Source organism: Streptomyces sp. CWNU-52B (assembly GCF_047444975.1).
Lineage (GTDB): Bacteria > Actinomycetota > Actinomycetes > Streptomycetales > Streptomycetaceae > Streptomyces.
The window spans coordinates 268,193-286,137 of record NZ_JBLFJV010000016.1 but is presented as its reverse complement, the minus strand read 5'-3'; the positions used below and the strand labels follow the sequence as shown (position 1 = coordinate 286,137).

At 71.5% G+C, this 17,945-nt stretch carries 16 protein-coding genes; 5 read left to right on the top strand and 11 right to left on the bottom strand.

The features are described 5' to 3' along the window. The first annotated feature begins 104 nt into the window (after window positions 1-104). From ACLVWQ_RS17405 to ACLVWQ_RS17395, 3 genes are read left to right on the top strand one after another with little or no spacing between them, the layout of a single operon-like run. Complete coding sequence (locus ACLVWQ_RS17405; RefSeq protein WP_414109684.1) at window positions 105-308, top strand: hypothetical protein; 204 nt, start codon at window positions 105-107, stop codon at window positions 306-308. A gap of 10 nt (window positions 309-318) precedes the next feature. Beyond that, window positions 319-525, top strand: a complete 207-nt coding sequence (locus ACLVWQ_RS17400) for a DUF397 domain-containing protein (RefSeq protein WP_414109683.1) — start codon at window positions 319-321, stop codon at window positions 523-525. After that, window positions 512-922: a DUF397 domain-containing protein gene (locus ACLVWQ_RS17395; RefSeq protein WP_414109682.1), complete on the top strand. Its 411-nt coding sequence runs from the start codon at window positions 512-514 to the stop codon at window positions 920-922. The genes ACLVWQ_RS17400 and ACLVWQ_RS17395 overlap by 14 nt, the downstream gene beginning before the upstream one ends. 46 nt (window positions 923-968) lie before the next feature. On the opposite strand, the gene ACLVWQ_RS17390 is transcribed toward ACLVWQ_RS17395, so the two are convergent. The 9 genes from ACLVWQ_RS17390 to dnaK form a co-directional block, all read right to left on the bottom strand. Continuing rightward, window positions 969-1,634, bottom strand: a complete 666-nt coding sequence (locus tag ACLVWQ_RS17390) for a response regulator (protein ID WP_414109681.1) — start codon at window positions 1,632-1,634, stop codon at window positions 969-971. After that, window positions 1,631-2,758, bottom strand: coding sequence for a sensor histidine kinase (locus ACLVWQ_RS17385; protein ID WP_414109700.1), 1,128 nt, complete (start codon window positions 2,756-2,758; stop codon window positions 1,631-1,633). Before ACLVWQ_RS17385 ends, ACLVWQ_RS17390 begins: the two co-directional genes overlap by 4 nt. A 74-nt stretch (window positions 2,759-2,832) precedes the next feature. Continuing rightward, window positions 2,833-3,378: a hypothetical protein gene (locus ACLVWQ_RS17380; protein WP_414109680.1), complete on the bottom strand. Its 546-nt coding sequence runs from the start codon at window positions 3,376-3,378 to the stop codon at window positions 2,833-2,835. Window positions 3,379-3,531: 153 nt separating this feature from the next. Next, window positions 3,532-4,776: a CU044_5270 family protein gene (locus tag ACLVWQ_RS17375; RefSeq protein ID WP_414109679.1), complete on the bottom strand. Its 1,245-nt coding sequence runs from the start codon at window positions 4,774-4,776 to the stop codon at window positions 3,532-3,534. Further along, entirely contained in the window at window positions 4,773-5,387 is a 615-nt protein-coding gene (locus ACLVWQ_RS17370; protein WP_414109678.1) for an RNA polymerase sigma factor, read from the bottom strand. Before ACLVWQ_RS17370 ends, ACLVWQ_RS17375 begins: the two co-directional genes overlap by 4 nt. A gap of 197 nt (window positions 5,388-5,584) precedes the next feature. Next, on the bottom strand, window positions 5,585-6,064 hold the full coding sequence (locus tag ACLVWQ_RS17365; protein WP_414109676.1) for a heat shock protein transcriptional repressor HspR: 480 nt from the start codon (window positions 6,062-6,064) through the stop codon (window positions 5,585-5,587). Window positions 6,065-6,071: 7 nt separating this feature from the next. Beyond that, the gene (gene dnaJ, locus ACLVWQ_RS17360) at window positions 6,072-7,283 is read right to left on the bottom strand and encodes a molecular chaperone DnaJ (RefSeq protein ID WP_414109675.1); all 1,212 of its coding nucleotides are present in this window, start codon (window positions 7,281-7,283) and stop codon (window positions 6,072-6,074) included. A gap of 87 nt (window positions 7,284-7,370) precedes the next feature. Further along, the gene (gene grpE / locus ACLVWQ_RS17355) at window positions 7,371-8,057 is read right to left on the bottom strand and encodes a nucleotide exchange factor GrpE (RefSeq protein ID WP_414109674.1); all 687 of its coding nucleotides are present in this window, start codon (window positions 8,055-8,057) and stop codon (window positions 7,371-7,373) included. Continuing rightward, window positions 8,054-9,919 (bottom strand): molecular chaperone DnaK, encoded by a 1,866-nt coding sequence (gene dnaK, locus ACLVWQ_RS17350; protein WP_414109673.1) that lies wholly within the window; start codon window positions 9,917-9,919, stop codon window positions 8,054-8,056. Before dnaK ends, grpE begins: the two co-directional genes overlap by 4 nt. A gap of 917 nt (window positions 9,920-10,836) precedes the next feature. Between dnaK and ACLVWQ_RS17345 the strand changes: the two genes are divergently transcribed. Further along, window positions 10,837-13,125, top strand: a complete 2,289-nt coding sequence (locus tag ACLVWQ_RS17345; protein WP_414109672.1) for a (Fe-S)-binding protein — start codon at window positions 10,837-10,839, stop codon at window positions 13,123-13,125. 91 nt (window positions 13,126-13,216) lie between these two features. Here ACLVWQ_RS17345 and ACLVWQ_RS17340 read toward each other — a convergent pair whose 3' ends face one another. Together ACLVWQ_RS17340 and ACLVWQ_RS17335 are read right to left on the bottom strand one after the other, a co-directional pair. Next, complete coding sequence (locus tag ACLVWQ_RS17340) at window positions 13,217-13,732, bottom strand: GNAT family N-acetyltransferase (RefSeq protein WP_414109671.1); 516 nt, start codon at window positions 13,730-13,732, stop codon at window positions 13,217-13,219. Between the two features lie 98 nt (window positions 13,733-13,830). Then, window positions 13,831-16,896: an AAA family ATPase gene (locus ACLVWQ_RS17335; RefSeq protein WP_414109670.1), complete on the bottom strand. Its 3,066-nt coding sequence runs from the start codon at window positions 16,894-16,896 to the stop codon at window positions 13,831-13,833. A 230-nt stretch (window positions 16,897-17,126) separates the two neighbouring features. On the opposite strand from ACLVWQ_RS17335, the gene ACLVWQ_RS17330 reads away from it, so the two are divergent. Then, the gene (locus tag ACLVWQ_RS17330) at window positions 17,127-17,795 is read left to right on the top strand and encodes a helix-turn-helix transcriptional regulator (RefSeq protein ID WP_414109668.1); all 669 of its coding nucleotides are present in this window, start codon (window positions 17,127-17,129) and stop codon (window positions 17,793-17,795) included. Window positions 17,796-17,945: the final 150 nt, after the last annotated feature.

Genomic DNA, 17,945 nt, shown 5'->3' with positions numbered 1-17,945 from the left:
CGGTGAGCTCAACGAACGCCTCAGCAACGGGACACGGCAGATCTCAAACACGGTCTCAGGCCCATGCCGCCATCAGCGGGAACTTCGTCCATGTGATCCCTTCCGTGCCACGGCTGGGTACCGTGGTCCTGGAACAGCCCACGGGGATCCGGTACTTGGGTGACCAGGAAGCCCTACTCCAGTACGGGAAGCTGTACGAACGCCTCGCCGATTACGCGCTGGCCCCGATCGACGTATCGTTGGCCCCGGAAGCACATTCCGTGAAGGACTCTCTGGCCCTCATCCAGCACGTCCTCTACACCCTCTAGGGAGACACGGATGTCTGAACTCACCTGGCAGAAGTCAACATTCAGCGGCGGCCCGCAAGGCGAGTGCCTCCACATAGCCGCCGCCCCCGACGGCACCCTCCACCTCCGCGAGAGCGACACCCCCGGTGTCATCCTCACCACCGCCCCACAGGGCCTCGCAGGGCTCCTCCAGCACGCCCGCACCACCACAGGGCGCAGCACCCATGACCGGCCCTGAACTCAACTGGCAGAAGTCATCCTTCAGCGGCGGCCCGGAAGGCAACTGCCTCCACATAGCCGCCACCCCCGACGGCACCCTCCACCTCCGCGAGAGCGACACCCCCGACGTCACCCTCACCACCGCCCCACAGAGCCTCGCAGGACTCCTCCAGCACGCCCGCACCACCACAGGGCACCCACTCACCTGGCAGAAGTCAACGTTCAGCGGTGGCCCGGAAGGCGAGTGCCTCTCCATAGCCGCCGCCCCCGACGGCACCCTCCGCCTCCGTGAGAGCGACCGACCCGATGTCGTCCTCACCACCGCCCCACACAGCCTCGCAGGACTCCTCCAGCACGCCCGTGGCTACGGAAGGCCGCACGGTCAGCGGACCGAGGTGCTGTTCCAGCGGGCGTAGGACTGCGGACCGGCCGGTGGTGGCGGAGGATCCGTGTGGTCTTCGGTCAGGCCAGGCCCGCCGCCAAGGCCCGGCGGACCGCGTCGGCGCGGTCTCTGATGTCGGCCTTCGCGAACAGGTTGTTGATGTGGGTCTTGACCGTGGCCTCGCTGATGAAGAGCTTCTCCGCGATGGCCCGGTTCGGCAGGCCCTGGCCGATGAGGGTGAGCACCTCGCGCTCGCGTGGTGTGAGATCCGGCGGCAGTGGCCGTCCCGCGGCCGGCGGGCGGGTGCGGACGGTGGCCAGGAGGCGGTCCTGGACCTCACGGTCGAGGACCGACTGCCCCGCCGCGGCGGCGCGGATCGCGCGGACGATGTCCTTGCGCCCCGCGTTCTTCGTCAGATAGCCACGGGCGCCGGCCCCCAGCGCCGCCAGGATCGACTCGTCGTCGGCGAAGGTGGTCAGCACCACCACGGCGACCCGCGGATACTCCTCGCTCAGCCGGCGGGTCGCCTCGATGCCGTCCATCACCGGCATCCGCAGGTCCATCAGGACCACGTCCACCACCCCCGCGGCCACGGCAGCGAGCACCTCCGTGCCGTCCGCCGCCGCGGCGACCACCTCGATGTCCTCGGACATGCCGAGCATGACGGCCAGGGGTTCACGGACCGCGGCCTGGTCGTCGGCGACGATCACCTTCAACACCTGCGGGTTCTCCACCGATTCACTCATCCCGGGATCACTGCCTCCACCTGCCAGCCTCCTCGGCCGGGGCCCTCCGTGACCGGGCCCGCGGTCACGGTCCCCTTCAGCAGGGCCGCGCGCTCGCGCATTCCGATCAGCCCCATTCCGCTGCCGCCGCCTGCCGGCACCCGGCCGGTCCCCGGACCGTTGCGGATCCTCAGTGTGGTCGACTCGGTCTCGAAGCTCAGCTCCACCCCCAGGTCACCGCCCGGCGCGTACCGGGCGGCGTTGGTCAGCGCCTCCTGGGCGATGCGCAGCAGGTTCTGGGTGACCTGGGCCGGCAGTTCGCGCACGGTCCCGGTGACGGTGAGCGCGTCGCGGTGGCCCGAGGACTCGACCATCGCGGTCAGGCTGCCGAGCAGCGGAAGGGCGTCCTCGCGCAGCGCGTGCACGGTCCACTGGGCCTGTTTCAGGCTCTCCTTGACCAGGCTGTGGGCCTTGTCGTTCGCCTCGCGGACCTTTTCCAGGTCGCCGGTGTCGAGCAGGGCGTCCGCCAGCTCCAGCTGCATGTTGATCCCGGCCAGGGAGTGCGCCAGTACGTCGTGGACGTCCCGGGCGATACGGCTGCGCTCGGTGAGGACGGCGGTCCTGGCCTCGGCGCGGGCGGCCCGCTCCGCGGACTCGGCGGACGCGATCACCGCCTCCAGGGCGCGCTGCCTGCTACGGCTGAGGATCCCGGCCACCACCGGTATGCCGATGGTCAGGCCGAGGGCCCAGGGCAGCGCCGCGTGGCCGGGGTCGGCGCGGAGGTACAGGGCACCGCCGCAGAGCAGGACCGCCAGGGCCGCCAGCGACAGAGCCTGCTTGAGGGGCAGGCGGTAGCCGATGTGGCCGACGAGGAAGTAGGCGAACAGGTAACCGGAGCCGCTGCGGCTGACTCCGAGCAGGGCGGCGGACGCCACGACCCCCAGGGTCAGCCAGACCAGCGCGACACGGGGCGGGAACCTGGCCTCGGGCAGGTGCCGCGCCAGCAGGGCCACGGAGTTGACGACGATCAGCGCGGCCACCGCCAGGCCGCGGCCGCCGACCCCCAACGGCCGGACGGTCACCACCGCGGCCACGACGACCGCCAGCGTGACGGCCCGGTGCAGTCGAAAATCGTGACGGGCCACGCCCCGGGGGCCGGGGGAACTCGCGGAGGCGGACACGCCGCGACCATAGCCCACGGCTCCCTCGGTGCCCACGATCAGACGGCGCGGTCGAGGACGGCCGCGGCGGGACGCTCACCCGCGGGGAGCTGCGGCTCGCGCTCCGCCCGGCGGCTCCGGACGAATATCGTGGCCAGGCGCGTGACCACCTCGGTGAGCGCCATCAGCACGAACGCGGCGACCCAGGCGTCGATGGTGGTGATGTCATGGGTGACGCTGAACCGCGCCACGTCGTCGGCGCCGCCGTGGTCGACCCACAGCTGGAAGCCCATGCGCGCGCCCATGCCGAGCACCCACAGGGCCGCCGAGACGGCGCCTGCCTTGATGAACAGGTGTCCGCCGGCGCCGCGGATCCGGGTGTAGACACCACCGGCGACACCGAGCACGGCGCCGGCCCCGACCAGCGCTCCGATCAGCACCAGGTCGTTGCCCGCGGTCGGAATGGTGTGCAGGTAGTGGGAGGCCACGAAGGCCACGATCCCCATCGGGATCAGGTACGTCTTGAGATCCAGGCGGCCTTCCCGCAGCTGCCGGAAGACCACGAGCAGGAGGGCGATGTCGGTGATCCAGTCGGTGAATGTCATGCCCTCAAGCGTGCTGTCGCGGGGCCTCTCACGCCTGGACCCATGGGTGGAAGTAAGGGTGGAGTCCGGCCGCCCCTCAGGGCCCGCAGGACTCCACCCCCACCTCCGCCCTCGCCCCCACCTCCGCCAGGACCGTCCCTCAGGAACCGTCCTTCAGCGGATGTCGCTCCGGGCGTTCTCCGGCACCGTGATCTGCTTCTCGCCCCAGGCCATCCGCGTCGTCGCCGTGTAGTTCACCGTCGTGCCCGCGTCGAGGCCCGCCTCCTCGGCCCTGGCCGACGGCTCGGTCAGTACGAGCTGCTCGCAGAGCAGCTCGCCGGTGGACGGGTCCACCACCAGCCGCTGCTGCACGCCGCCCAACGGAGTCGACGCCGTTCCGGGGAAGGTGAAGCCGACGCCCTCGCGCCCCAGCGGATCGGTGACACGCCCCAGCCCCCGGACGCCGGGCAGCTCCGCCATCACCCGGTACGCGGCCGCCCGGACGGCGGGCTCCACCGGCATCGTGACGAGGCCGGCCGCCTGCCGCAGCACGTACGCCGTGCGGCCCGCACCGGCGTCGGCACCGCTGTCCTGCGCGTACAGCTTCTCCAGCTCCCGGCGCAGTTCCCCGCTGTCGGAGGGCAGTTCACGCAGGTCCTGGTAGGTGACGTTGCGCGGTCCGACGGCGTAGATCTTGTCGCCCGCGTCCGTCCGGATGACGCTCGGCCGGCCGCTTCCCATCGTGTACGCGAGCGTGCCGCCTCCAGGGTTCCCGGGAACCTCGGACTGCACCGTCCCGGGTGAGCCCGCGGCCCGCCAGCGCGCCTTGTCCGCGTCGGTGCGGGGAGCGGTCGAGTCGTCCAGACCGGTCACCATCAGGCTCCGGGTTCCGGGGCGCACGCCCACCGACCACTCCTCGGTCGACGTGGTGCGCACGGCGAAGAGCTGGTCCTTCGCCCCGACGATGTTCACGTCCTGGGACCGCGTGGTGGTCTGCCAGTACGTTCCCTCGGTGGCCGGCGTCTCCGCCTTCTTCGCCACGCTGAGCAGTTGGAGGCGGCCGTCCACGCGCACCTCACCCTTCTCGCCGGCGGCGGAGGAGGAGGACGAGGAGGGCTGCGGAGCCGCCCCCGGGCGCACCCCCAGGGGATCCTCGTCGAGCGTGCTGACGACCACCGCGGACGCCGCGACCGCCGCGAGAGCCACCGCGGTCCCCAGCGGCCGGATCCCGATCCGGAGCCGCCCCGGCGTCCGGGAGCGGGTCGCCTGACGGTCCGTCCGGCCGGCCATGATGCGGGCCAGGTCCTCGCGCTGCCGCGGGGAGTCCGCCAGCCCGGCCGGGTCGAGTGCGTCGGGCCGGGCGTCGGCCAGCAGCTTCATGACGTCGGGCCGCCCGGACCGTTCGAGGGTGTTCTTCATGTGAGTGCTCCTTTGCGGTCGGTGCGGCGCGCGGTCCGGACGAGTGGCGCGGAGTCCGCCCCCGGTATCCGTGCCGTGGGTGCCTGTGCCGTGTCTGTCTGTGCCGTGTCCGCCGGGTACGGGGACTCCAGGGCCTTCTCCAGACGGCGGCGGGCCCGGTGCAGCCGGACGGTCAGCGTCGCGGTGGTGCAGCCCAGGACCTTCGCGGCCTGCTTGGTGCTCAGCCCGTGCCAGGCGATGAGCGTCAGGAGCTCCCGGTCGGCCTCGGACAGGCTGGCCAGGGCCTGGAGCGCGGCCTCCCGGTCGGTCACGTCCGCCGCGAGGTCGGCGGCGTCGCTCCGGGCACCCCTGCTGACACGCTGCGCCTCCGCGGCGGCGAGGGCGTACTGGCGGCTGTCCCGGCGACGCAGCTCGCGCACCAGGTTGCGGGCGATTCCCAGGAGCCACGGCAGCGCGGGCTCCGAGATGTCCCGCACCCGCCGCCAGGCCACCGTGAACGTCTCGCTGGTGATGTCCTCCCCCACCTGCCGACCCACCAGGCTCGTCGCGTAGGCGAGAACACGCGGATAGCACTCCTCGTAGACGTCCCGGAAGTGTTGGGCATGTGTCATGCGCCGTCCCCTCACATCGGCTCACATCGGCTCTGTCACCAAGCAATGCGCGTGACGGCCCAGTTCTTACAGGGGGAGGTGAAATTCATGCGACGGATGATGCTGCGTGGTGATGCGACGGATGACGCGAGCACGCGAAGGGGCCCGGAGGTTCAGATGAACCTCCGGGCCCCTTCAGATGGTGTTCAGACGGTGCTTCAGTCCGTCGGCGGGCGCTTCGGCTTCGGGCGCCACACCACCAGCGCGCTCGTCTGCTGGACCTCCTGGTACGGGACCAGGTCGCGGCGGTACGAGGCGTGGACCGCCGCCTCGCGCTGCTGCATGGTCGCCGCCGCGCCCTCCAGGGCCGACTGCAGTTCCGCGACCCGGGACTGGAGTGCGGCGACCTGGTTCTCCAGCTCGATGATGCGCTTGATGCCGGCGAGGTTGATGCCCTCGTCCTGCGACAACTGCTGCACGGTGCGCAGCAGTTCGATGTCGCGGGCCGAGTAACGCCGACCGCGCCCGGCCGTGCGGTCCGGGGAGACCAGGCCGAGGCGGTCGTACTGACGCAGCGTCTGCGGGTGCAGGCCCGAGAGCTGGGCGGCCACCGAGATGACGTACACCGGTGTTTCTTCCGTCAGCTCATAGGCCCTGCCGGTGAATGAGTTCTGCCGACGGCGTCCGGGTGCGTCCATGGTGTCCTCATGCTCCCTTCGCTGCCTCGAACAGCTCAGCCCGCGGATCCTCCTCCGCGGTCGCCTCGCGATACGCCTCCAGCGCGTCACGAGCCTTCCCCGTCACGTCCCCGGGGACACTCACCTCGACGGTGACGAGCAGATCCCCGCGGCTGCCGTCCTTGCGGACCGCGCCCTTGCCACGGGCGCGCATCGTACGGCCGTTGGGCGTGCCCGGTGGCAGTTTCAGGGTGACCGGAGGGCCGCCGAGCGTGGGCACGCGGACCTCGCCGCCGAGCGCCGCCTCCACGAAGGTGACGGGCACGGTGACGGTGAGGTTGTCGCCCTTGCGGCCGAACACCGGGTGCGAGTCCACATGCACGGTGACGTACAGGTCGCCCGCAGGACCGCCCCGTTCGCCCGGCGCTCCCTTGCCGCGCAGCCGGATGCGCTGGCTGTCCGACACCCCCGCGGGGATACGGACCTGCATGGTCCGGGACGACTTGGCGCGCCCCGAGCCCTTGCAGACCGCGCACGCGTGCTCCGCGATCAGGCCGCGGCCCTTGCAGTCGGGGCACGGGTCGGTCAGCGAGAAACCGCCGCCCGAACCGCGCGCCACCTGGCCGGTCCCGACGCAGGTCGGGCACACCCGCGGTGTGCCGTTCTTGTCGCCGGTGCCCGAACAGGCCTTGCAGGGGGACTGCGAGGTCATCCGGAGCGGAACGGTCGCGCCGTCCACCGCCTCCGTGAAACTGAGCGTGACCTCGGTGTCGATGTCCTGCCCTCGGCGCGGCTGCGTCCGGGTGCCGGGGCCCGCGCCGCCGCGGTTGAAGAGACCTCCGAAGACGTCACCGATACCGCCGCCGAAGCCGCCGGCCCCACCGGCCCCGCCGGATCCGGGGCCACCCGCTCCGCCCTGGGCGCCGCCTCCGAAGAGGTCCCCCAGGTCGAAGTTGAAGTTGCCGCCCGAACCACCGGGGCCGCCCGGCCGGTAGCCGCCGTTGCCGAAGAGGGCGCGGGCCTCGTCGTACTCCCGGCGCTTCTTGGGGTCACCGAGGATGTCGTTCGCCTCGGAGATCTCCTTGAAGCGCTCCTCGGCGCGCGAGTTCCCCTTGTTGGCGTCCGGGTGGAACTCGCGGGCGAGCTTCCGGTACGCCTTCTTGATCTCTGCCTCGGTGGCGTCCTTGGGGACGCCGAGGACCTTGTAGTAGTCCTTCTCGATGAAGTCCTTGGTGCTCATCCTCGACGCCCCTCCTTCCGTACGTCACTCTCACGTACGCGCTCGGCTGTGCTGGTGCTTCGGGGCGCGCGTACGCCCTGTGCCACGTCAGCCCTCGTCCGGGCCACCGCTCTCCTTGTCGTCGGCCGCCCCGTTCGCCGCCGTGTCCGCCTCGTCGGCCTTGACCGCCTGAGCGCCCGGCTGCGGTTCGGCGACCGCCACCCGCGCGGGGCGGATGGTGCGCTCGCCGAAGCGATACCCCGGCTGAAGAATCGCCACGCAGGTCGTCTCCGTGACGTCCGGCGCGTACGAGTGCATCAGGGCCTCGTGGATCATCGGATCGAAGGGCTCGCCCTCCTTGCCGAACTGCTGCAGGCCCATCTTCGCCGCGACGGTCTCCAAGGACTCGGCCACCGACTTGAAACCGCCGACCAGCTCCTCGTGTTCCCGGGCGCGGCCGATGTCGTCGAGCACGGGCAGGAGCTCGGTCAGGAGGTTCGCGATGGCGATCTCCTTGACCGCGATCCGGTCGCGCTCGACGCGGCGGCGGTAGTTCTGGTACTCGGCCTGGATCCGCTGGACGTCCGCCGTGCGTTCGTTGAGCGCCGTGCGGACCTGGTCCAGCTGGGCCGTCAGGCCTGTGATCTGGGCTGCTGACTGAGCTGCTGCCGTGTCCCCGGCCGAGGCCGCCCCGTCCTCCGCGGAGGAGGGGGCAGCCTGCGGCTCGGCGTCTTCAGGGGTGGCGCCGGAGGGGACGTCGGGCTGCTCGTCGAAGCCCGGGGTCTCCTCCGTCACGCGGCACCGTCCTTGCGGTCACGGTCCTCGTCGACGATCTCGGCGTCGACCACATCGTCGTCGGCGGCCTTGGCGTCGGGGCCCGCGCCGGCACCCGGGGCGTCGGCGTCCGGGGCACCCTGGGAGGCCTGGGCGTCGGCGTACATCGCCTGGCCCAGCTTCTGGGAGACGGCGGCGACCTTCTCGGTGGCCGTACGGATCTCCGCGGTGTCCTCGCCCTTGAGCGCGGCCTTCAGCTCCTCGACGCTCGTCTCGACCTCGGTCTTGACGTCGCCGGGGACCTTCTCCTCGTTGTCCTTGAGGAACTTCTCCGTCTGGTAGACGAGCTGCTCGCCCTGGTTGCGGGCTTCGGCGGCCTCGCGGCGGCGGTGGTCCTCGTCCGCGTACTGCTCGGCCTCCTGGCGCATGCGGTCGACCTCGTCCTTCGGCAGCGAGGAGCCGCCGGTGACGGTCATCTTCTGCTCCTTGCCCGTGCCGAGGTCCTTCGCGGTCACGTGCATGATGCCGTTGGCGTCGATGTCGAAGGCGACCTCGATCTGCGGGACGCCACGCGGGGCGGGCGGCAGACCGGTGAGCTCGAACATCCCGAGCTTCTTGTTGTACGCCGCGATCTCACGCTCGCCCTGGTACACCTGGATCTGTACCGACGGCTGGTTGTCCTCGGCCGTCGTGAAGATCTCGGACCGCTTGGTCGGGATCGTGGTGTTGCGCTCGATGAGCTTGGTCATGATCCCTCCCTTGGTCTCGATGCCGAGGGACAGCGGGGTCACGTCGAGGAGCAGGACGTCCTTGACCTCACCCTTGAGGACACCGGCCTGCAGGGCGGCACCGATGGCGACGACCTCGTCCGGGTTGACGCCCTTGTTGGCGTCCTGGCCGCCGGTGAGCTCCTTGACGAGCTCGGCCACGGCGGGCATACGGGTGGAGCCGCCGACGAGAACGACGTGGTCGATCTCGCTCAGCTGGATGCCGGCGTCCTTGATGACGTTGTGGAACGGCGTCTTGCAGCGCTCCAGGAGGTCGGCCGTGAGCTGCTGGAACTGGGCGCGGGTGAGCTTCTCGTCCAGGTGCAGCGGGCCTTCGGCGGACGCGGTGATGTAGGGCAGGTTGATCGACGTCTCGGTGGAGCTGGAGAGCTCGATCTTGGCCTTCTCGGCGGCCTCGCGGAGGCGCTGGAGGGCCATCTTGTCCTTGCCCAGGTCCACGCCGTGGCCGGCGGAGAACTGCTTGACCAGGTAGTCCATGACCCGCTGGTCCCAGTCGTCACCACCGAGGTGGTTGTCGCCGTTGGTGGCCTTCACCTCGACGACTCCGTCGCCGATCTCCAGGAGGGACACGTCGAACGTGCCGCCGCCGAGGTCGAAGACGAGGATGGTCTGGTCGTCCTTGTCGAGGCCGTAGGCCAGGGCGGCGGCCGTCGGCTCGTTCACGATGCGCAGGACGTTCAGGCCGGCGATCTCGCCGGCCTCCTTCGTCGCCTGGCGCTCGGAGTCGTTGAAGTACGCCGGGACGGTGATGACCGCGTCGGCCACCTTCTCGCCCAGGTACGCCTCGGCGTCGCGCTTCAGCTTCTGCAGGATGAAGGCGCTCATCTGCTGCGGGTTGAAGTGCTTGCCGTCGAGCTCGATCTTCCAGTCCGTGCCCATGTGACGCTTCACGGACCTGATGGTCCGGTCCACGTTCGTGACCGCCTGGCGCTTGGCGACCTCGCCGACGAGCACCTCGCCGTTCTTGGCGAAGGCGACGACGGACGGCGTGGTCCTGGCGCCCTCGGCGTTGGTGATGACGGTGGGCTCACCGCCCTCCAGAACGCTGACGACGGAGTTAGTCGTGCCCAGGTCGATGCCGACCGCACGTGCCATTTCAATTCCTCCAGCAATGACTTGAGTGGAACAGACTCAAGTGTGCATGACGCTGACCGCTGGGTCAACAGAGGTGAGTCGTGGGGGCTCAACTCTTATCTCTTACTTACGCGCACTTTGGCCTGTGACCTGCGGTCCCCCCACCCGACCGCGCCCCGGCGGGGGCTCGCCGCGCCGTTCCCCGCGCCCCCAAAAACCCGACACCCCGCCATCGCCACGCGCGGGCCGGCGGGGGCCGAGCGCGCCGTTCCCCGCGCCCCCAAAGACCCAACACCCCGCCGTCGCCACGCGCGAGCACGCGGGGGCTGAGCGCGCAGTTCCCCGCGCCCCCAAAAACCCGACACCCCGCCGTCGCCACGCGCGGGCCGGCGGGGGCCGAGCGCGCCGTTCCCCGCGCCCCCAAAGACCCAACACCCCGCCGTCGCCACGCGCGAGCACGCGGGGGCCGAGCGCGCCGTTCCCCGCGCCCCCAAAGACCCGACACCCCGCCGTCGTCACGTGCGAGCGCGTAGGGGATGAGCGCGCAGTTCCCCGCGCCCCTTCAGGGCAAGCCCCGCCTTTCAGGGGCGCGAGGAACGGCGCGACAAGCCCCCACCGCGCCGCACCCGACAGACAGGCCGGGCCGCAGCCCCCGCTTTTAGGGGCGCGGGGAACTGCGCGACAAGCCCCCGCCGCGCCGCACCCGACAGACAGGCGGGGGCACAGCCCTGGCTCCCAGGGGTGCGGGGAACTGCGCGGTGTGCCCCCGCCGGGGCGCACCCCCTGCGGAACCGGCGGAGCCGACCTGCACAGGTATGCCTCAGCGACACAGATCACCGCGCCTCTGACTACAGTGCGGACACAGGAATGGGTAGTGTCGAAGGACTGCGTAAGCTACTGCTCAGTAATGAAACCTCGCAGGCCCGAGGAGCCCCGTAATGCAACTCGCCGCGATCATCGTGTCGCTGGTCCTGACCGTGGTCGGCGTAGCCCTGCTCGCACGCGCCATCGGCCAGTTCGTCCGGTACTTCAAGCTCGGCCAGCCGGTCCCCGCCGGTACCCGCACCGACAACCCCTACCAGCGCAGCGTCACGCTGGTGAAGGAGTTCCTCGGGCACACCCGGATGAACCGGTGGGGCATCGTCGGATTCGCCCACTGGTTCGTGGCCGTCGGATTCCTGACGCTGCCGCCCACCCTCGTCCAGGCCTTCGGCCAGCTCTTCCAGGCCGACTGGGTGCTCCCCTACATCGGTGAGTTCCTGCCGTTCGAGCTCTACATCGAGTTCATCGGTGTGATGACGGTCCTCGGCATCGCCGTGCTCATGGCCATCCGGCTGCTGAGCCTGCCCTCCCGGGCGGGCCGCAAGTCCCGCTTCGCCGGCTCCAAGGCCGGCCAGGCGTACTTCGTCGAGTACGTCATCCTCACCATCGGCCTCGCCATCTACGTGCTGCGCGGCCTGGAGGGCGCGATCCACCACGTCGAGGGTTACGAGGCCGGGTACTTCGCCTCGTACCCGCTGGTCCTGGCCTTCAAGGGCCTCGGCCTGAGCACGCTCCAGAACCTGGTCTACCTCGTCGCGACGATCAAGATCGGCACGTCCTTCGTATGGATGATCGTCGTCTCGCTCAACACCAACATGGGTGTCGCCTGGCACCGCTTCCTCGCCTTCCCGAACATCTGGTTCAAGCGGAACGCCGAGGGAGGCACCGCGCTGGGCGCGCTGCTGCCCATGGCCTCCGGCGGGAAGCCGATCGACTTCACCGATCCCGGTGACGACGACGTCTTCGGTGTCAGCCAGGTCGAGCAGTTCTCCTGGAAGGGCCTGCTCGACTTCTCCACCTGCACCGAGTGCGGCCGCTGCCAGTCCCAGTGCCCCGCCTGGAACACCGGCAAGCCGCTCTCCCCGAAGCTGCTGATCATGTCGCTGCGCGACCACGCGCACGCCAAGGCCCCCTACCTCCTCGCCGGTGGCGGCAAGGACATGGAGGGGAACGAGAAGGCGACCGCCGAGCAGCTGAAGGACGTGCCCGCCGCCGCGCTGGCGGAGGCCGAGCGGCCGCTCATCGGGACCCTCGAGGAGAACGGGGTCATCGACCCCGACGTCCTGTGGTCCTGCACCAGCTGCGGCGCCTGCGTCGAGCAGTGCCCCGTCGACATCGAGCACGTCGACCACATCGTCGACATGCGCCGCTACCAGGTCATGATCGAGAGCGCCTTCCCCTCCGAGGCCGGCACGATGCTCAAGAACCTGGAGAAGAAGGGCAACCCCTGGGGGCTCGCCAAGAAGCAGCGCCTGGAGTGGACCAAGGAGGTCGACTTCGAGATCCCGGTCGTCGGCCGGGACATCGAGGACCTCTCCGAGGTCGAGTACCTGTACTGGGTCGGCTGCGCCGGCGCCCTGGAGGACCGGGCCAAGAAGACCACCAAGGCCTTCGCCGAGCTGCTGCACATGGCGGGCGTGAAGTTCGCCATCATGGGCGGCGACGAGAAGTGCACCGGTGACTCCGCCCGCCGCCTGGGCAACGAGCCCCTGTTCCAGGAACTCGGCATGGAGAACGTCATGTCCCTCAACGCCGCCTTCGGCGAGGACATGGACGACGACGGCAAGGTCACCGCGGAGTCGAAGAAGCCCAAGTCCGCGAAGAAGATCGTCGCCACCTGCCCGCACTGCCTGAACACCCTCGGCAACGAGTACCCGCAGCTCGGCGGCGACTACGAGGTCATCCACCACACCCAGCTGCTCCAGCACCTCATCGACGAGGGCAAGCTGATCCCGGTGACCCCGGTCGAGGGCCTCATCACCTACCACGACCCCTGCTATCTGGGCCGGCACAACAAGATCTACACGCCGCCGCGCGAGATCATGTCCGCCGTCCCCGGCCTGCGTCAGCAGGAGATGCACCGCCACAAGGAGCGCGGCTTCTGCTGCGGCGCGGGTGGCGCGCGCATGTGGATGGAGGAGCGGATCGGCAAGCGCATCAACAACGAGCGCGTCGACGAGGCGCTCAGCCTCGACCCGGACATCGTCTCCACCGCCTGCCCGTTCTGCCTCGTCATGCTGACCGACTCGGTCAACGGCAAGAAGAACGACGGCAAGGCCAAGGAGTCCATCCAGGTCGTCGACGTGGCCCAGCTGCTGCTCGACTCCGTACGGACCCCGGCGGACGAGCCTCCGGCGGGCACGGCCGAGACGGAGAACGAGCCCCAGCCCGAACCCGTCAAGTAGACCCGCAGGCGCGTAGGTCCGTAGGCCCGTAGGTCTTGGTCCTGTGCACGCGAACGGCCCCCGCCCAACGGTGGGGGCCGTTCGCGTCCCGTCAGACGTCGTCGAACGGCTTCGCGTACCTGAACGTGCCGCGCAGCGTCGGCTCGTACGCCGTCAGGGTGCGGACCTGGAAGTACTCGCCCCAGGACGGGTCGGGCGGCAAAATGCCCAGCTCGGTGCCGGGCCGGAAGCCGTAGCGGCCGTAGTAGGCGGGGCTGCCCAGCAGGGCGACGAGCGGTTCGCCGAGGGCGTCGGCCGCGCCGAGCACCGCGTGCATCAGGGCGAGGCCGGCGCCGTGCCGCTGGGTGTCGGGGCGCACACCGATCGGGCCGAGCCCGAGGGCCGGGACGCCGTCGACGTGTCCGCGCGTACAGACGACGTGCCCGACGACCTCCTCCTTCTCGTCGACCGCCACGTACGACAGCGGGGGCAGCCAGCCGTCGCAGGTCCGCAGCGCGTCGAGCAGGGTGGCCTCCACCGGGTCCGGGGTGCCCGGTTCGGCGAAGGCGGCAGCGATCACGGCGCGCGCGGCGGCCACGTCGGCGGGGGTCTCACGTCGGGTCAGCACCGGATCAGTGTGGGCGGCGGGGCGTGCGCCCGCAAAGCGATAAAAGCGAGCCATGGGCAAGCGTTGGACCGGACATGGGCAACGGGCGGGGCCGCTCCTCAGCCCGCCTGCTCGCTCTCCCCCGCCGCGCCGAGCGCGGCCGTCAGTTCACCCCGGCGGCGGATGCCCAACTTCCGGTAGGTGCTGGTCAGATGGGTCTCCACGGTGCGGCGCGCCAGGTGCAGCAGGTCCGCGATCTCCGTGTTCGTCCGGCCGTCCGCGGCCAGTTCGGCTATCCGGCGCTCGCTGCCGGTGAGCGCGCCCGAGCCGGTCAGCGCCGTCGTGGTGCGGCGGGCGCCGCCCTCGCGCAGGGCCTCCTGCGCGGTGGCCCGCAGCCGTACGGCGCCCAGCCGTTCGGCGCGTTCGGCCGCCTCCCGCAGGCTGTCGCGGGCGTGGGACCGCTCCCCCGCGGCGGTGAGCTGACGGCCCTGCGCGATCAGCGCGGGTATCAGCTCCGGCTCGACGGCGGCGGTCCGCAGTACGCGCACGGCCCGCGCCGCGAGTTCCAGACCGCGCCGCCCGCCGGTCGCCATGCCCAGCACCCGCAGCGCACGGCCCACCAGGCGCGGGGTGTTCCACACCTCGGCCAGCCGCAGTTCCTCCTCGGCGAGTTCCAGCGCCTCCCGGGGCCGGCCGAGCGCCAGCCGGCACTGTGCCGCGGCCGTCCGCCAGGGCGTGACGACCGGGCTCACCACCTCGCGGGCCGCCTGCCGGTGTCCGCATTCGAGGAAGTCGTCGAGCGCGCCCGCCGGGTCCCCGGTGGCGAACCGCAGCACACCTCGCGCGTACAGGAACCGGTTCAGCTCCCAGGAGTTCGGGGCGTCCCGCAGGTCGAAGCCGCCCGCGAGCCGGCCCGCCTCCACCAGCCGGCCGGTCTCCACCAGCGCGAGCAGCGCGTGGGCCTGGCCGTTGACGGGACCGGGGCGGGTACCGGCCGGCCTGCGGGCCTCGGGCCCGGCGAGCAGCCGCGCGTAGTCGCCGCGGGCCGCGTCGATGTCGGCGCGTACGTTCAGCAGGGCCCGGTGCATCGGGTGCAGCAGCGACGGACGCTGCCGGGCGAGACCGCGCTCCACGAGCCGCTCCGCCTCGTCGAGTTCGTCGGCCCACTGCGCGACGGCGGCGGCCGTGCCCAGCAGGAACGGCTCCGCGAGCGGGTCGGCGGGCTCCGCGAGGAGGGCCCGTACGCGCTCCATGGCGGCCTTCGCCGAGAGCAGGCCCGCGGTCGCCTCGTACCGTACGAGCAGTACCTGGCCCGCGGTGCCGACCAGGGCCGGTGCGCGGTCGGCGGTCTCGTGCAGCCAGTGGTAGGTCTCCTGCCGGATCTCCTGGTCGTGGTCGGAGAGCAGCGCCGAGGCGGTGCGCACCGTGCGGGCCAGCTCGGGGTGGGCCGTCAGCTGGGGGTCGAGCGAGCGCAGTACGTCGACGGCGGCGCGGGCCTCGCCCCGGCCGGCCAGGGCGGTGCCCAGGGCGACCGCCGCGCGCACCCGGTCCTGCGGCAGGCCCGGCAGCCGGACCGCCTCGGCGAGGCGCGGTATGCCGGCCGAGGAACGCACGGTCGTGTACTCGAGAGAGCCCAGCTCGGTGAGGAGCCGCTGTCGGTGGCCGTCCGGCAGCGGCTCGTCCAGGGCGCGGCGCAGATAGGGCAGGGCGTCGGCGGTGCGGCCGTCGTGCACGGCGACGGTGGCGGCGTCCAGCAGGACACCGGTGGCCCACGCGACACCGACCGTGTCGGCCCGCAGCAGTTGTCCGGCCACGACCTCGGCGCGCTCGCCGCGGCGCAGCATCACCGCTGCGGCCGTCCGGTGGGCGGCCCTGCGCCGGGTGACCGGCCAGCCGCTCAACACCGCGTCCCGCAGCAGGGGATGGGCATAGCGGGGCCGCCCGTCGGCGTCGGGCCGCAGCAGTCCCAGCTGCGCCATGGCGGTGAGCCACCCCGCCACCCGCGCCGGATCGGCGTCGGCGAACTCGTCGAGGACCGCGGCGTCCCGCGCGGCCGGGTCCTCCCCGGGAGGCGGGGCGCCCCGCCCGGACGGGCCGTCGCCGAAGAGCGGGGCCGCCGCCGGGTGCGGCAGGGCTCCGGTGGTCTCCTCCGGGCCGCCGGAGGCGAGGCCGGCCGGGGCCGCCCCTGTCCGGCCCTCCCCGGTCCGGCCCTCCTCCGGGCAGCTCTCATCGCCGGGGCGGCCTCGGCCGGTCCCCGGTCCGGTGGCCTCCCGCTGGTCCGGCCGGGACCCGGCGCCGTCCGCCGGGTTCCCGGACGGTGCGCCGGCCTCGTCGTCCGGCGGGTCGGACGACGGCCGGGACCGCTCGGCCCAGTCGTCGTCCAGCGCGGCCAGCGCCCGCGCCACCTCCGCCGTCGCGGGCCCCGCGCTGTCCAGCCACCACGACACCGCGGCCTGGTACGCCCCCGGATACAGGGCGGCGCACACCTTCGGCACCGTGGCCGGCCGGGTCCCCCGCAGGTCGTCGAGGAGGGCACGCAGCAGCAGCGGGCTGCCCGCGCTCGCCCGTACGCAGTCCTCCACCCAGGTGTCCGCGACCGTGCCGAAGTCCGAACGGACCAGTTCCGCCGTGGACCGTGCGCCCAGCGGAGCGAGGGTGAGGGTGCGGACGAGGGCGGGTGAGAGCGTGTGGGCGAGACCGGCCGACGGGGCGTCGATGTCGTACTGACTGCGCTCGGTCACCACCAGCAGTACAGCTAATCGGTCCACCCGTCGCGCGGCGTCCACGAACCAGCGCCGCGAGAAGTCGTCCGCGAGGTGGACGTCGTCCACGGTGACCAGGAGCGGCGGCCCGTCCGTGAGCGAACGCAGCAGCCGCCACAGCCAGGCGCCCCGGGCGTGCTCGTCCGGCACCATCTCCCGGGTCTCGGCGAACTCCGCCGCGGGACCGAGCAGTTGGCTCACGGCGGCGAAGGGAAGCGCGGTGTCGTCGGGTGAGCAGCGGGCCCGCAGCACCCGCATCCCGGCCGCGTCCGCCTGCTCGGCGACGGCTTCGAGGAGCGCGGTGCGGCCCGTGCCGGTGGCGCCCCGCAGCAGGACGAGCCGGCCGGTCCCGGCGCGGGCGCGCTCGGCCTCGGCGGCTACCAGCTCCAGCGCCTCCCGGCGCTCAAGCAGTGGGGTGTCCATCCCTGCCTCCCTCGCCGCCGTGGAGCGGCCCACTGTGTGTGACGGTGGAACAGGTGGCTTCCGTTGCCTGACATGACCCACTGGTGTCAACCAGTCGCGGACCCCGATCTCGTGGTGTGTCTCGTGGTGCTCCACGATTGCGCCGGACGTATGGACAACAGAAGTGTGATGACTGCACGCCTGTCACGGACGCCACAGAGGTGACGGGCTCGTGAACATAGGGGAGTCCGTTGCGCAGCTCGTTTGGTACCGCGACTCCGGGCACGGCAGAGCCCGAGTCCCGCATACCGGTGGCGGTACACGCCTCGGATCCGATCACCAAGGAGGGAGCGCTCAGCCAGCTGAGACAGCACCCGGTGATCGACCTCCGCGAGGAGACCGAGACCGGTCCCGACACCGTCGCGCTGCTGATCAGCGAGACGCTGGACGAGACCGCGCTCTCCCGGCTGCGCAGACTGGTGCGCAGCGAGGGCGCCCGTGCCGTACTCGTGGTGAGCATGATCCGCGAGACCGAACTCCTCGATGTCATCGAGTGCGGGGTCGGCGCCATCGTGTGGCGCCACGAGGCCACCGCGCACCGGCTGGTGCAGGCCGTCATCGCGGCCTCCCGCGGTGACGGCGACCTGCCCGCCGATCTGCTCGGCCGGCTGATCAGCCAGGTGGGTTCGCTGCACAGGACGGCGAGCAGCAACCCCGGTGCCCCCTCGTCGGGGCTCGCGCCGCGTGAGGTGGATGTGCTGCGGCTCGTCGCCGAGGGACTCGACACCGGTGAGATCGCCAGCAAGCTGTCCTACTCCGAACGCACCGTCAAGAATGTGATGCATGGACTCACCACCCGACTGCATCTGCGCAACCGGGCGCACGCCGTGGCACATGCCCTCCGTGAAGGTTACATCTGATCGAACGGGCAATCATGGGCGGACTCCGGGGCAGCATGGTCTGCCCGCCTGCCGTCCCCGGGGTGCCTGCGGAGACGGGGGCTTCAGAGGGACGATCGGTTACGACAGCGGTTTCTCTCACGAGAGCGGCCCCGAGGTCGGCACGGGGCA

What these genes read in the sequence shown, in the direction of transcription:
- ACLVWQ_RS17400 (WP_414109683.1), top strand. Translation starts at nt 319, where the DNA reads ATGTCTGAACTCACCTGGCAGAAGTCAACATTCAGCGGCGGCCCGCAA.
- ACLVWQ_RS17395 (WP_414109682.1), top strand. Translation starts at nt 512, where the DNA reads ATGACCGGCCCTGAACTCAACTGGCAGAAGTCATCCTTCAGCGGCGGC.
- ACLVWQ_RS17390 (WP_414109681.1), bottom strand. Translation starts at nt 1,634, where the DNA reads ATGAGTGAATCGGTGGAGAACCCGCAGGTGTTGAAGGTGATCGTCGCC.
- ACLVWQ_RS17380 (WP_414109680.1), bottom strand. Translation starts at nt 3,378, where the DNA reads ATGACATTCACCGACTGGATCACCGACATCGCCCTCCTGCTCGTGGTC.
- ACLVWQ_RS17375 (WP_414109679.1), bottom strand. Translation starts at nt 4,776, where the DNA reads ATGAAGAACACCCTCGAACGGTCCGGGCGGCCCGACGTCATGAAGCTG.
- ACLVWQ_RS17370 (WP_414109678.1), bottom strand. Translation starts at nt 5,387, where the DNA reads ATGACACATGCCCAACACTTCCGGGACGTCTACGAGGAGTGCTATCCG.
- ACLVWQ_RS17365 (WP_414109676.1), bottom strand. Translation starts at nt 6,064, where the DNA reads ATGGACGCACCCGGACGCCGTCGGCAGAACTCATTCACCGGCAGGGCC.
- dnaJ (WP_414109675.1), bottom strand. Translation starts at nt 7,283, where the DNA reads ATGAGCACCAAGGACTTCATCGAGAAGGACTACTACAAGGTCCTCGGC.
- dnaK (WP_414109673.1), bottom strand. Translation starts at nt 9,919, where the DNA reads ATGGCACGTGCGGTCGGCATCGACCTGGGCACGACTAACTCCGTCGTC.
- ACLVWQ_RS17345 (WP_414109672.1), top strand. Translation starts at nt 10,837, where the DNA reads ATGCAACTCGCCGCGATCATCGTGTCGCTGGTCCTGACCGTGGTCGGC.
- ACLVWQ_RS17335 (WP_414109670.1), bottom strand. Translation starts at nt 16,896, where the DNA reads ATGGACACCCCACTGCTTGAGCGCCGGGAGGCGCTGGAGCTGGTAGCC.